The following is a 14498-nucleotide window of genomic DNA, read 5'->3' as shown; positions in this document are numbered from 1 at the left end:
CGGGCTTCCACCTCAGAAGACTGAGCGCAAAGTCTCTTGAGGCAGAGGCAGCCTCGCATCCAAATCTCGACTGCGCTGAGCTGAGCGCTCAGCCCTTAGTTGATCATCAACTTGACCTAGAGCCTGGTCCATTTGTTGCGCAAAGACATCTCGCTCGTCGCTGTTGACCCACGGCATGCCCAGCACCTCCCTGAGCGTGGCATCCACTATGTCTCCAGCTTCCAAGGCGGCCCCAAGCGCTTCCATGGGGACGGTCAGGACATGGCCGAGGACAGACCCCGCAGCCGCCGCCCAGTGATGAGTGGTTTCCAAGCATTCCCTCGCTGTCTCCAATGCCAGAACCCGACCGGCCTTTTTCGTCATCCGGGCAACCTGCTCGCGTAGTGATTGAAGCTCAAGCTCCATCTCCAGCTCACGAGCGCGCTGCCTCAGCCGCTCCAGCTCATCCACCAGGCGCCGCTCTTTGACGGTCTTTCCAGTTCTGGCCGACTGCCACTCCTCAAGGTCGACGAAACGGTAGCGGACGTGCTGATTGGCTCCGCCCTCGTTGTCCCCCGCCCCCTTCTGGAACGCTGGGCCCAATGGCGGCATCCGCCGCCGCCATTGCCCGAGGGTATCAACATGGACGCCCAGGAACCGAGCCGCCGCCTTGCTGCTCACGGAGGAAGTCAGCCCGGCCCTAGCCCGCTCCAACTCCCTATCCACAGCAACATCGGTCAGTGCGCGGTATTCCTCCTCGCTACGAACAAGGTCCAAAATGACATCCCTGATTGACCGGGCATCAGTTTATCAGAGGCGCCCTTGCTTTATCACAATCGAGCCGGAAGGTATGCGGTAGCTACGCTCCCACTGAACGTGGATTGACAGACCTAAAAACCGCCTTAACCTCCATGCCTTTAGCGGATTACCATCATGAAAGGCAATACTAGCCCACGAGAAATCACGTTTTTCTTTAATCTTGGACTCTCCCTTGAGCGCCCGGACGCTAAGCGACACTGGATAGTCAGGCGTGACGGGGAACAATTGGAACCCACCTTCCCATCAAAGGCGGCAGCGATTCGACATTGGGAGCGTGCACTGCTCCAACTAGCACAATCCGACCACTTCTTTGAGACACTCGCAAGAAAGGCAGAGACTTGGAAATGGGAAGAGATCGAGCCGATTATTACTTGGCTGACCGCCCCCGGAAGCCCCTACCCCCCTGTTCTTTCGGAGATGCAAGGGGTAGCGTTCGAACCGACAAAGCAGTGGCGGCACAAGGCTTCAAAGATTTACAAGAAACATAAAAAAATTGGCACCGACGCAGAAATCATCCTGAGAAAGAACACATCGTCTATACTGCGGGCATCAAAATATGCCATGGTGAAGAAGGATGCTTGCGCCCGAAAACCTACGCGCCTCACTTAGGGCAGAAATCGACCAGTTGGCAACGAAAGTTGATCCAAGCCTAGGCGAGAATGCATTGATGGCGACGTTCCAAGTCGCTTTAAAAGAATTCATATCAAGCGCCTACTTCGAAGGGAATGATGAAGAGACCACAACAGGCGCACTTCTAGGTTCGATAGCAGCTACTGCCCCTTGGGCGTTCAAAGCATTCGGCCAGACACCGGATTTCAACTGGGTCCGATATCCGAAAAGCGGGAATAGCAAAACTGCTGAGCCATCATCAGGGGCTGACTTTGCGTTGATTCTGCGAGTAGCCCCGAACCGCTGCAGGATCGCACTTTTCCAAGCCAAGCGCGCCAACAAGGACGGCTCCTTCTCCGTTCACCAGATTTCGCCCGCCCGCAAGACGGAAAGCAAGATACCGGAGCCACAGTTCTTAAGGCTAGAAGATTATGCCAATAGCCTACTGGATGGCGCCGGAGGCCTGCCTACCACCGCAACAACGCTACACTGGGTTCACTACATATCTTACGAGCGCGAAGCGATCATAGCGACACCGCTGTCCGAGTTGCAGCATATTTCCAAACACTATCGCGCTAGCCGCGCTGCTGCGGCCAATGCCTACGCCGATCTATTGAAAGAACGCTTCAGAAATATCACCAGCAACGACGGCATAAGCAAACAGAAAGGCGAAAATAACGAAAACCGAGGACAAGGCGAGCAGGACACGGAAGAATATGAAGATGACATCATCGGAAAAGAGCCCACATCTCATGACAGGGCGGGCCTGGCAAGAACGGCCTGGAAATCCAGGAAGCCAGGGAACGTCAAGCCGAATGAAGATGCCACTCACTTCGCTAGCTTACTCATTCTCGGAAGCAGCAACTGCGTTCAAAATGCACCAGGATGGATGAACATTTCCACTCGAATGAAAGCCAGGAAGCTTATTGAGATTTTGAGCAAGGACTTGGATGTCTATGTGGCCCGGATTACAGGGGACGCCAGCCTGGACCCTACATTTGGCGGGTTCTTGCAAAGCAAACTGACGACGCATCAACATAGGAAAATCAGAATCGCCAAGAAGATTGATGAGGCCGTGAACAGAAACATCGACGCGGCAAACTTGTTGATCGAACCAAAAGTGGAGTCTGACCCTTCCCCTACAACATCTCGCCGACGCAGCCCCAGTTAGACACCACAATATTTTTCGGAATTTTTCTGACACTCAATAATTTTAATATAAGATTGAGGCGTGCGAATCTCATAAGGCGCCTCAATCCAAGTCATCCCACGTCGGTGACCGTCGATTTCTGCTAGCAAAGATGGCAACGGGGGCGTCGTTCACCTCATCTAAGCGCATCCGGTCTGTCCCTTTGAGTCGATTCCATACCCTTGGGCTCATGGCGATCATACTTTCCTCGACCCGCCCCATGGCCTCCCGGAGCTTAGACCACTCTTGCTCAGTGTAGCGTTCGGAGACCGCAGCCATGCGATCCGTCCCCGGACCGGGTGTGTGGTGGTGAAGTAGCTGGGAAACGATTCGGCTTTCGCCAAACAGCAATGATGCATACCGGCCAAGGGTTCGCCGAAAGTCATGCGTGGTCAAGCCAACGTCGACCTGCGCCCTCAAGTCCACAAGCCCGGCATCCCGCCGGACGTTGGCCACGATGCTCTTACTGTCCGAGTAGTGGCCTGTCTTACTGCGATAGGATCTGGCCGGGAAAACGAAGATGGACCGCGCCAGCGCGCGTCGCGTGCGCTCAACCTCTTCCTCTAACCTCAGCAGCACCTCGTTACGGGCATGCTTCGATTTCCCCGACTTGAGCAGTGCCTCGGCGTCGGCGAGCTTCTTTTGCGCTTCAACTGCATCAACGCGTTCATCGAACCGACGCTGCAGCACCTTCTCGGCGAAGTAAGTGACCGGCAGGTAGCGCTCCTCCCCGCTCTTGGTGTCGAACAAGTAGACCTGCGAACCCGCACGGCGGGTATAGGGATTGACTTCATGGGGCCCGGCCAGCCAGACCCAGGACACCTCGGATTGCCGCAGCTCCCCGGGGGAGCACCGGTCGAACCACCGCAGTTGGGCCGCCTCACTGCGACGCGTCCCCCACAGCAGGGTCAACAGCAGGTAATCCGCTCCCGTGGCGTTCAACCCCCCCTGCTCGTCCCGGCGAGCCAGGATCACCTTCAGCACCCGAGGCAGCGTTTGGTCGCCCAGCGGGTTCCGAACCTCGGCCCGCTCGTAGTGCCGGCGGAGCTCCTGGGCATCCCGAAGCATGTCGTCGTCGTGAATGACCTGGAACGGGTTGTAGCGCAGCACAGGTTCGCGCTGTTCCCTGGCGGCTGCTTTCCGCTCCCGCTTGAGCACCAGGTCAACCGCCCGCTTGGCGTCGGTGAACGAATGCTCTGTCGACGCCCTCCCAGCGGCTTTGACACGCTGCAGGTATCGACCGCTGATCCCAAGAGCCTCCAGTTGCTGTGTGGAGAGCTCTGCCCAATCGGAGTGGCCTGCCAAGGCAGTCCGCATAGCCGTCGGAATCCGGTTGGACCGAACCATCGAAGACCGACGCAGATTCTCGAAGGCTTTATGGATGTCCCGGTCCGTCAGGTGGAGGATGGCATTGTCGGCCAGGCCGACTTCAGGCCGCGCGAAACGCGCCAGGCTGTCCTGAACTGCTCGGACACTGGCAGGCTTGGCTTTCTTGTTGCGGACCTTCTTTTCAAGCTCTTCTATGTAAACGGCAAAGCAACCGGCCAAAGTGACCCCTTTCAGCTCTACCAGGTGCTCGCTGCGGGCCTCCTGCCGGGACGGGTGCTCGCCGGTCTCACGAACCACTGCCAGCTTCTGCCGGGCCAGCTCGTAAGCCTGCTCCGGCCCCATGTCGGCCACATTCCCTAGCGAGAACCGCCGAACCCCTGAGGGCCCTCGAACCACGACTTCATACGTAGTCCGGGTGGTGCCTACGTAGAAGCCAAAGCCGGTGGGCGCTCCCTGGTTGCCATCCAAGACCCGATAGGGCCTCCCTGCTTCGGCTGCCGGCCGTGGGGCAATCATGGCCCGGCCCTGCGGCCCTTCAACGGGTCCTTTGACCACGCTCAATTCGCAGATCTGCCGGTAGGACAGCTTAAACTTGGTGCCTCGGCGACGCGGGGCATCTGCCTCCGTCGCAACAACCTTATCCATGGTCGATCCGCTGTGAGTCCGTCGCAACATCGATTTGATCCCTTTTGAGTGACCGCCGCAACCGCGACGTAACAAAGAACACCGCTACTTGCCGCCAGTAACCCGGATTGACTGCTACATCCCGTAAGGACGTTTCTTGCAAACCACTGATTCCAATCCGAAAACCTCGTCCCAGAAGAGTGCTGCCGAGCACACCCCGCTCATGAAGCACCATTGGCGTAGGAACAGTATCGACTCATAAACCCTTGCTCTGCAAGGGTTTTTTTATGCCTTATGGTGGACGCACCCCGCATGGACACAACATGGACACAGGCTGTTTCTCGTAGCGTCTCAGCCTGTCTCAGCGTGCGGGTGCGTCAAAGGGCAAGCAGTGCATGGGTCCGTGTCCACGGGACCAGGACGCCCTCATCAGGCCTTGACCAACCATCCGGAAAGAACAAATGCATTGATTGATCGTCAATGCATTGAAAGGCATAAGCTTGCAAAATGCGAAATCAACCGTAATGTAAAATCAATCGAGTTGATATGCAGGGGGAACAATGCGTGAAAAAGGATTTAACTTATTTGAATTGACTTTGTGTGTTGCCCTGATTGTGGGTCTCGGAGCAATGACTTACAAACTTTTCACGCCATCAGCCTCAATGGCTGCAATTCGCGTTGAACAAGAGCGCGCAGCTAAAATTGTCCAATCCGTCACGGACCTATACGTCCTGCATCCATCTTACGATGGATTAAACACCGATACACTTCGCAACACATTCAACTCCAACTTTGTCGTACAAAACGGCGCATTGCACCCGCCTTCCTCCGTTGCTGAAATGACAGTTGTCCAGCCGGGAAGCGCATTTGGCAACAACGACTCAATTGATCTAGTGTATTTGTCCGTGCCAAGCAAGACATGCATAAAGCTTGCCAGTGCCATTGGCGTGTCAGCGGATTTCGTCAGAGTCAATGGATTTCAGCTGCAACGGCCTTATAGCCCTATGCGCGAGGACCTATTGGCAACCCAATGCTCAACTCGTAACGACAACGAGATTCTGTTTCGATACACGAACAAGCATACGGTGACAGCCGCAGAAGATATCAGCGCGTGCGAATGCTCACCAACAATTGAAACACAGACCCTTGCTTGCGCTGGAAATACCAGTGGATCAATTACACAGCGCCGCAATGGGACTTGCCCATCGTCCACATGCCCTAAACTGCAATGGTCATCCTGGGCAACGACGTTCAACACGTGCGCCGCAAACGCGACACCAATAGACCCGATAACACCAACACCGCCGTTAAGTCAGTGCATTGAGACAACTGAAACGCAAATCGGCAACTGTCCGGCAACCCAAATCGGTTACGTGGTGAACACCCGTACAAAACAATGCCCGAGCGGACAGTGGGGGTCATGGACAACCACATTGAGTACATGCAAGAGCCCTTTGCCTGTTCCACCGTCGTGCGCATTTGACCCAATTACGGACAAGGAAACATCTTCAATCGCGTGCCCGGCCGGTCAAGGGGGCAGCATATCGCGAGAAAGATACCGCAACTGCAATGGCAGCGCCATTAAGGAATGGGGAGACTGGAAAACAGTCAATAACTCATGTGCTGCTTCGTGTTTCACCTTGGGCACATGCTGTACGCCAGGACGTTTGGAACGCCCTGCAAATGCCCCCTGCCCCATCAATTCGTACGGCATGCGCAATGGTGTTGAGCAACAATACTCTCGCTGTGCGAGCGCAACTGAAACCCCGGTTTGGAGTGGCATATGGGAAATGAAAGGCAGTTCAATAGTTGGTGTATGCCACACTTGCCCCGCGAACTCATCAAGCACATTGGAGCGTACGGAACCACGTACGGGTGCGTGCCCAGCGGGAACGTTTGGCAATCAAGCGTGGGAAGCAATCTTTAAACAGACTGTCAACATCACATACGCATGCAATTCTTCGGCAAACCAAACAGACCCAGGACGCAGCGAAACGTATGGCAACTGGGTCGAAAGCGGCAGCCGCAACCACAATCAAAATTGCAGTGCATGCCCCTCACCGTATAACGAGACGGACGAACAATGGGTGCGTGTGGATTACGGATGCCCCGTTGGCTACTCCGGGCAAAACGGGTTTGATAAACAGCAGCATCGTCAACGCACGATAAGTTTTAGCTGCCCCAGTGGACAGACAACACCACCGTCGCCGAACGTCGGGGCCTGGAGTGGCTGGTATGACACAGGCGCGCAACGCAATCACGTGAACTCTTGTGCGGCCAGTTGCACGGTCGAAAACCGTTCGTACCGCATTGCGTGGCAGAACTCGTCCCCACTCAATGGATTGAAGGATTGCAATGGATCAAATGTCGGTCAGAGGTCGTGGTCCAACTACATCAGTTGCAGTGGAATGGGTCCGTGCGGTGGTACTTTCCGGGCAGCCATATGTACTGCAAGCGGATGGCAGATCGTTGCCGGTGCCGGATCATCACCATACGTAGGATGGGCCAGTGGCCGTCCAGCGGAGTGGGACTCTGTATACATGCAGGGCTACAACGATGCCCCGGCAATCGGGGCGCAACAGGGATCGGCGGGGCAATCGAATTGGATTACATACCAATGCTTATGATGCGAACCTTCTTTGGGCCGTCTTGGTGCATCAAGCGGCCCTTGTCCGTCACCATGTAGCCAGGTCCTGACTTGAAATCCTCAGGTGAGAACACGTCGGTTTTCCCACGCTGCTCTTTTGCACCCAGCCGATAAAATGGGCCACTCAAGAGCACCGCTTTATCCGCATCGTTGAGGTTGTAGCTTCCACCTGTCGGATGAGAATGTATGCCTTCACCTGTTGGCGTCATGCCAGATGGACAAGCTCCAGTAATGGGGCACATGACGTGTGATCCGACGGTCGTAATTGTTGCGCCCCATGTTCCATCACTCGATTTGCAGATCTGAGCACACACTTCGTGCTGCAACTGCTTGGTGTATTGCGCGATTGGTTCCGCCAAGGCGCTCGCAAATTCATCCTGGCTTAGTGCTTTGGGCGCTGTGATTTCGGCAAGAACACGTCCAGGCAGTGATTTTCCGTTGACATTGATTGAGGCGTCTACGGGTGCATATTCCAGACGACGCCAATTGCCAGTGTGATACACGATGATATCCGCACGACGGGACAACAAATTGCAATCGGCAGCGCCTATGGCGTACTTGCCATTTTCGCGCCGAATAAACCCGCACGTGCCCGCACGATCCTCCAAAGACACGCGCTCAATAAATTCGTGAAGATGTTCCCCATCCAAACTCTCAGCATCAACTGTGCCACCAAAAGCAATGGGTGATGCGATAAGCATTAAGCCAAACGCGCAAATATAAATTACCTTAGACATACTCACCTCAACACATGATTTAAATTCACGTTATGAGCAAAATGAATATTGTCAATGATCTTGACATGTCTTCGCGCACTGTTAGTTTGAGATAGCCGAAAGCCTCACCTCCTTGGCGATATCGGCAAGCCCCCGTAATGGGGGCTTTTTTATTTCTTAATCTGATAAATCAAGTGCGCACCAGATAAAGCACTTGACAAAATAGAAATGTTTGCTTTTCTAAAGCAATGCCGTTTCTCAAAACATAAGGAGGTTTCTATGAGTCAAAAAATAAAAGGTGCTTTGCTTTTAGTCGGCATTGCGCTTGCCATGCCAACGATTGCTATCGCCGAGGTATCAACAAGCCTCAGTGAAAGCCAAAAAGAGTTTTTAATGAGCCGTCCAGAGTGGCAAGTGCAGCCGCTGGACCCTGATCTTAGTGAAGTCGTGTATTACAACAGACTGGATATAGATGGCTTTACATATTACGGCTACCGATATGGAAACCTGATGTTAAGATCCGATTACGACTTGTCTGGACAAACATTGATGAAAGCTGGGAGTGGTTTCATGGGCATTTCGCAAGGAATAGGTGCAGTTGCGCGGCCTGACGGAATAGCTACGGGTGTCGGCTCCTATGCTGGGTCTCAAGGAACAAGTTACGGCACCCAGGGGTACGCAGGGAATTACTCAACGCAGATTGGATTCTTCGGCTATGCAGGGGACAACGCCACCTCGATAGGTCACGGTGCGTATGCATCGGAACCATTTACAACAGCAATTGGCGGCTTCTCAAGTGCGACTGCCTGGGGCTGTGTCGCCATTGGAGATAGATCGAGTTGCAGAGAGGCCGATGTCTTTTCAATCGGTGACGATAGATATCAGCGGCGTTTGATCAATTTGCAAAACGCGCTCAACGACTCCGATGCGCCCACCTTTGGTCAGTTGAAATCCGTCACGTCCACACTGGGCGGCACTGCTGGCTTCACCTACGGCGTGTACAACGGCTGGGCCGTTTCCCTCGGCGGATCGAGCTACTCCAATGTTCACGATGCTCTTGTCTCCATCGATGGTCGTTTGACCACTGTGGAAAACTCTTCTGGCGGTGGCAGCGGTGCCCCTGGCCCGCAGGGACCCCAAGGCGAACCGGGAGAAAGCATTACTGGTCCAAAAGGCGATAAGGGTGATCCGGGCCGCGATGGATCGGCATCAATTGCCGCTGGACGCAACATCACGACTGACACCGACAGCACAGGGGCCACAACTGTGTCGCTGAATGACAGTGTGGAATTGTCCGAGCAAGGTGGCTTATCAATCAACGGCGGGGCATCAATCTCAGGAACCGGCTTAGATGCTGGAAGACACCGCGTCACCAACGTTTCAGATGGCCGAATTGAACAAGGAAGCCTGGACGCCATCAATGGTGGTCAGGCGTGGGCGATGGAACAACGATTTAACGATCAGTGGACCGCAACCAACAACCGCATTGATGCACTGGAACACCGTTTCGATGACAAGTTGAACACTCTTGGAGCGAAGGCTGCGGCTATAAGCCAGGTCAATGTCGGAACTTCACCATTAGAAGTAGGCGAAGGAGAATTTGGGTTTGCTGGTGGTGCTTCGTCCAACAAAACAGCAATCGCCGTGGGTGCCAATTTCCGTGTAAGTGAGCGCTGGTCACTCAGCGGTGCATTTGCCGTGGGTGGAGGATCTTCGGCCATGGGAGCAGTTGGAGCCCATTACCGATTTAGGCGATAAATCATCAGGGAGCACATGAGCTTCGCATGTCATTACAACTCGGCAGTACCAATGGGGGCACCGTCAAGCGCCCCCATTTTTTTACTCAAAAAGGAGAATACACATGATCAAATTTCTAATTATTGCAGTCTCACTGTTGTTCGCTTCGTCAAATGCACATGCATCTAACGTACTTGCGTCAGACATCACAGGTGTGGTTGTCGATGCGCAAGCCAAACCAATGTCAGGCGAGATTGTTCGTGCCTATCACCATGAAACGCACAGACTGATTGAGCGCCGCACGAACAGCAAGGGCCGATACCACTTCAACAACGTCCGATCAGACGGTCAATACACTGTCGAACACAATGGAGTGTCATACACCGGTCGCCTTCTGCTTGGAAAGACGCACCGACAAAACTTTGTTGGCGAGCCAGCCCGGTATGACACTCCAACCATTTTGTTCTCATGGATCTGGTCTGGCCCAGGGCGCTCTCGCAGCGATGTGACATTTATATCTCAAGACGAAAGGGGTGAATGATGTCTCAATACTTCCATGTCCCCTTCATCGAGAAAGATAAAGCACGCGCACTGGGTGGGCGCTTTGATGCGGAATGTAAAGCTTGGTACGCCGATACGACAGACTCAGCTCAATCGATGTCCCTGCACTTCACTCCGATTAGCAATCCCTCACCGATCACCACGTTGACTGGAGAAGATCGAACATACGGCGGCAACCATTTGCATATTGCAATGGTTCCAATGAGTTGTTGGATGAGATCAGTCAAGAATGCCCTAGATCCGTCTGATTGGAAGCGTCTGTCCAATGGCCTTCGACAACGCAGCAATCACACGTGTGAGTTGTGCGGAGCGGTAGAGGATCCTAAACGCGAAGAATACTTGGATGTCATAGCCCGCTGGCATTACAACGACGCCTCAAAAGTGCAAACCATGAAACGGCTTGTAAGTGCTTGTCAAAAGTGCGTACGTGCGACGAACTACGGGTACTCGAAACTTGTTGGCGAAGAAACGGAAGTGCGGCATCACTTCAAAGCAGCAACAGGCTGTGATGATGAATTTTTAGACAAGCACATCTGCGACGCATTTGGATTATGGACACAGCGCTCTTCCAACAATCAGAAGTGGACCATGGATCTCAGTCTTTTAAGTGACAATGGGATCCGCTTACGCCAAGGGGGCGGATGAGTGGCTCTGAGGCGGCACGGTTTGGCCGCTCAGAGAAATACCGACCACGAACACGACACATCTACGCACTGCTGTTTGAGAACGGCTGCTGCTACGTAGGCCAGTCTACCGACCTCAAGCGTCGCGAGACGCAGCACCGGCGACCGGATGGGGGCTGGCAAGATCAGCGCTTCACCATGCTTCACCTCGCGAGCCTCGTTGGTACAACGGCCCAGGCAGAAGATCATGAGTACGCATGGCGGTACACAGCGCAGCGGGCTGGATGGAATATCTACGGCAAGCCGCCCAACATCCGAGTCAACACCGTACTGAGAATGACACCCGCGCGCATGGAGATCGCCAAGCAATGCCGGTGGCCCGTCTCCAAGAAAACCAGATCGTGGACCTTGATCCCTTGGTTGCTGGGCATAGGGGTTACCGTGGCCGCTGTAGCCGCATACCTATAAAAGACATGGCCCCATCGGGGCCATAGTCTTAGAAGTAGCTGCGTTCGTTTGCGTCGCGCCGCCGCTCCTGCTCTTGCTCAGACGGCAAAGCTCGGCTCCTGGCGCGGCGATAGACAACGCCCGCACCGATGACAATCAAAATGATTGCTGCGGTGATTAACATAATGGTGATCATTGCTTGTGTTCTTGAACGCTAGCACGGTGTCCATGGACCGTCAACGCACGCTTATCAGTAGCCTGACGAATTACGTCAACGTGTTTGTTCACCCAGTCGTCCATTTCCCTGGAAGCGAGTTGTTCCCGTGCATCCACAGCCTTCTTTTTTGAATTGGTGGACTTCGCTCTTAAATCGAGAGTGTCTGTTTTCTTGATTTTGAAACTGTCAAATATTTTTTCCAAGTTCTCACCCACCTCACCACGAACACCAACATGTAAATTGTTCTCCTTTGCCCGATCCAGTGCCACACGCTCACGAATTGTGTCCGCGTTGTCGGACGACACGTACAACGTGAACTTACCTTTTGTCACGCGCGATATGGCAACCATCATCGAACTGCTGTCGGTCATACCAGCGTTCCCCAGCAAGAACACGTCGGTCTTCCCCTGCCCCTGAGCGCCGTGAACAGTGCGCGCGTAGTTGTGTTGAATGGCCTTCCACTCCTCAGTGTTGAACTTCAACTTGCGGAACACACCACCACCTTCGTCAACGTCAACATTCACGTCATAGCCACCGCGCTTGCGGTTGGGAACAATGGATGTGATGCACGCCTCTGTTCCGTTCACAACCTTCATCACACTGTCCGCTGTCGTGAAGCGTATGCGATCCCCTACTGATATGGACATATCCTCAAAATACTTCTTACCAATTGCACGTATCTGCACCTCTTCACTGTCCACCACCCCGCGCTCCTGGAAGCCCTTACGGATGGCTTGGTTGAGCGTCTTCAAATCTGCATTGGAATGCGCCAGTACCAAGCGCTCATCGGTTGTGGCGGTTGACTCAAAGTAGTCGCTCACCAGCGTCGTTACAGCCTGTGCATGGGTGTCGTACTCATCCACACATCCCGCCGCTTCCATGGCAGCCCAAATTTCGGCCGACTGTTGCAGCACTTCATCGCGCGATTTTGGTGTGCGCTGCTTGACCGGCATACCGTTGCTGTCAAACGCGTAGAACATCTTAACGATCTCGCGCATCTCAAGATCTTTTTGACGGCGAATTTCAGTGAGAGTGCTTGAGCCCAGGATGTCGCTCATCAAAGCCATGCCCTGCCCTGCACCCACGGGCTTCAACTGTTCTTCGTCGCCTTGCAGTATCAACTTCGCTCCTGCCGCTTTGCAGTACGACGACAGCGCTCTGATCTGCGGCACGTCAATCATCCCTGCTTCATCCAACACAACCACGTCGTTTTCGCTGAGCACTACACGCTTGCGCAGCAAGTCTGCGAGCATCTTGGTGACCGAACTGCACTCCATCCCGGTTTCACTTTGAAGCTTCTGCGCAGCCTGGTTGCCGATAGCGCATCCCAGCATGCGCTTCCCCATCGATCGGTAGACCTCCGAGTAGAAATCGGAGACAGTGGTTTTCCCCGTTCCCGCGAAGCCTTCCGCAATGCACACGCCCGCGCTGTTCGACACGATGTGTTCAACTGCACGCCGCTGATCGACGGAGAGCTTGAACCCTTTGCGCTTTTCCATTCGCTCGATGATGGGCTGAGCGTAAGCCTGTGGCACCTTCCACCACTCCTCGGCCTTACGTGCCTCGGTCATTTGAATAAGCTGCAACTCGCTTTGAACCATCCACTTCGCGGCGTAACGCATTTCAGTGTGCCTGCGGGCCAGCGTCAAGCCCTTGTCGTCGTCATGCAGCGCCATTGGGTTGATTTCATACAAATCCTCAGTGTCCTGCACAGTCTCATCCACAGCACTGAAAAGTTCGTCGGCGGTCATGAAGCCCAGGTTCTCGATGCCCAACTGCTTCAACAGCGTTGGATACGAAAACATCGAATCGTTCTCGTGTAAGAGCTCCAACATTTCTTCACGTGTTCGGGGAGCACAACGCACATGATTTTGCTGTCTCAACTCTTCGACAGTTGGGATGCTTCTGCGCTCGCCTACAGAAGCCAGCAACTTATCAAAGTGATCGATCAATTCGGGGTAGGACGGTTCGTCTTTGTGCTTACGCGTCTTGGCCCAAGCCAAAGCATCCGCTGTACCCTTCCCGCGCTCCGCCATGATTTCAAGATGTCGCGTTGAGAACTCATTGATCAACTCACGGTCGTGCAGTCCGGCAACCTCCCACGCACGCTCACCGGTTCTTTTGCCATGGGCGTCGAGCTCCTCGGTTTGGTGGATCTTAAATCCCGCCTTGGTGAGCTCAGTAGCCAACACGTTCTGGTAGACCATATCGGCGGAATGGCGGAAGCGGAATATTTCGGAACTGTCGAACGTGCTATAGCCGCCATCAGAGCCCTTGCACACGTTGTACACCAGAACGTGCGAATGAATGTGCGGCTCTAGATTTCGGTTGCCGAACTGCATGTGCATCGAGTACGCCAAGCCATCAACGTCAATAACATCTTTGCCACCCTTACCCCGACGGCACTGCGTATACGCCTCAAACATTTTTGACATGGACGCATCGACAGCGACGCGCTGCGCCTCCATTACGACCTTCTTGGTTTCGTCATCGCCCAACGCCAGGAGCAACGACACAGACTTTGGTGGGGAGTGTGTCAAGTCAAACGCCGCTCGCCGTCCGCCCTTGTCCACCGTCATAACGCTTCCGTCTTCATTCAACCTGGGCTTGCCAGTCTTGGGATCAATCTTGACCTCTGTCCGTGGCTTTTGACCCGCGTTTTGACACAATTTGTCACCGTTGGGAGCGTACCCCTCAAACAGCTTCAACATGTCATCTTTGTTGACTGGCTTACCAGTGAGCCCCAGGTCTTGCGCGAGTTTTCCACCCCAATGCGATGTCGTTATGAGATGTGTTTCGATCTTGGTATCTTCGGCGTAATATTCCGACACTGCGTCAACGCCCGCACTTTGAACCTGCGCCGAAATCTTCAATTCGAGATTAGGAACAGACAACAGATACTCGATCAGGTCGTCGCCCTTCGGTCTTTTTGACGACAACTTGATTGGTTTATTTTGGATCATTTATTCCCCCTTACTTCGTGAAGTGATAGTTCATCCAA

The 14498-nt window shown here is 54.0% G+C and carries 10 protein-coding genes; 5 read left to right on the top strand and 5 right to left on the bottom strand.

From position 1 onward, the window contains the following. Positions 1-12 precede the first annotated feature (12 nt). Positions 13-660 (bottom strand): nucleotide-binding protein, encoded by a 648-nt coding sequence (locus tag RWO33_RS00515; RefSeq protein WP_314100937.1) that lies wholly within the window; start codon positions 658-660, stop codon positions 13-15. 252 nt (positions 661-912) lie between these two features. Here RWO33_RS00515 and RWO33_RS00510 point away from each other — a divergent pair, with 252 nt between their 5' ends. Both RWO33_RS00510 and RWO33_RS00505 read left to right on the top strand, forming a co-directional pair. Further along, the gene (locus RWO33_RS00510) at positions 913-1407 is read left to right on the top strand and encodes a hypothetical protein (protein WP_314100935.1); all 495 of its coding nucleotides are present in this window, start codon (positions 913-915) and stop codon (positions 1405-1407) included. Further along, complete coding sequence (locus RWO33_RS00505) at positions 1373-2578, top strand: hypothetical protein (RefSeq protein ID WP_314100934.1); 1206 nt, start codon at positions 1373-1375, stop codon at positions 2576-2578. Before RWO33_RS00510 ends, RWO33_RS00505 begins: the two co-directional genes overlap by 35 nt. 81 nt (positions 2579-2659) lie before the next feature. Here the strand turns inward: RWO33_RS00505 and RWO33_RS00500 are convergent, their stop codons facing one another. Beyond that, on the bottom strand, positions 2660-4570 hold the full coding sequence (locus RWO33_RS00500; protein WP_314100932.1) for an integrase: 1911 nt from the start codon (positions 4568-4570) through the stop codon (positions 2660-2662). Positions 4571-7156: 2586 nt separating this feature from the next. After that, on the bottom strand, positions 7157-7933 hold the full coding sequence (locus RWO33_RS00495) for a hypothetical protein (RefSeq protein ID WP_314100931.1): 777 nt from the start codon (positions 7931-7933) through the stop codon (positions 7157-7159). A gap of 207 nt (positions 7934-8140) precedes the next feature. Between RWO33_RS00495 and RWO33_RS00490 the strand changes: the two genes are divergently transcribed. The 3 genes from RWO33_RS00490 to RWO33_RS00480 all read left to right on the top strand — a co-directional run bounded on the left by RWO33_RS00490 (position 8141) and on the right by RWO33_RS00480 (position 10855). Then, positions 8141-9670 carry a YadA-like family protein gene (locus RWO33_RS00490; RefSeq protein ID WP_314100930.1) on the top strand — a complete coding sequence of 510 codons (1530 nt, stop codon included), beginning with the start codon at positions 8141-8143 and terminating at the stop codon, positions 9668-9670. A 103-nt stretch (positions 9671-9773) separates the two neighbouring features. Next, the gene (locus tag RWO33_RS00485) at positions 9774-10190 is read left to right on the top strand and encodes a carboxypeptidase-like regulatory domain-containing protein (protein WP_282257665.1); all 417 of its coding nucleotides are present in this window, start codon (positions 9774-9776) and stop codon (positions 10188-10190) included. Further along, the gene (locus RWO33_RS00480) at positions 10190-10855 is read left to right on the top strand and encodes a DUF5710 domain-containing protein (protein WP_282257667.1); all 666 of its coding nucleotides are present in this window, start codon (positions 10190-10192) and stop codon (positions 10853-10855) included. Before RWO33_RS00485 ends, RWO33_RS00480 begins: the two co-directional genes overlap by 1 nt. 474 nt (positions 10856-11329) lie before the next feature. On the opposite strand, the gene RWO33_RS00475 is transcribed toward RWO33_RS00480, so the two are convergent. Together RWO33_RS00475 and mobF are read right to left on the bottom strand one after the other, a co-directional pair. Then, positions 11330-11476 carry a hypothetical protein gene (locus tag RWO33_RS00475; RefSeq protein WP_282257669.1) on the bottom strand — a complete coding sequence of 49 codons (147 nt, stop codon included), beginning with the start codon at positions 11474-11476 and terminating at the stop codon, positions 11330-11332. Next, the gene (mobF, locus tag RWO33_RS00470; RefSeq protein WP_314100925.1) at positions 11473-14460 is read right to left on the bottom strand and encodes a MobF family relaxase; all 2988 of its coding nucleotides are present in this window, start codon (positions 14458-14460) and stop codon (positions 11473-11475) included. The genes RWO33_RS00475 and mobF overlap by 4 nt, the downstream gene beginning before the upstream one ends. Positions 14461-14498: the final 38 nt, after the last annotated feature.

Source organism: uncultured Stenotrophomonas sp., from assembly GCF_963519925.1.
In the GTDB taxonomy this organism is placed as follows: domain Bacteria; phylum Pseudomonadota; class Gammaproteobacteria; order Xanthomonadales; family Xanthomonadaceae; genus Stenotrophomonas; species Stenotrophomonas maltophilia_AE.
The sequence above is the reverse complement of the archived record's forward strand: the minus strand, read 5'-3'. Positions and strand labels throughout refer to the sequence as shown.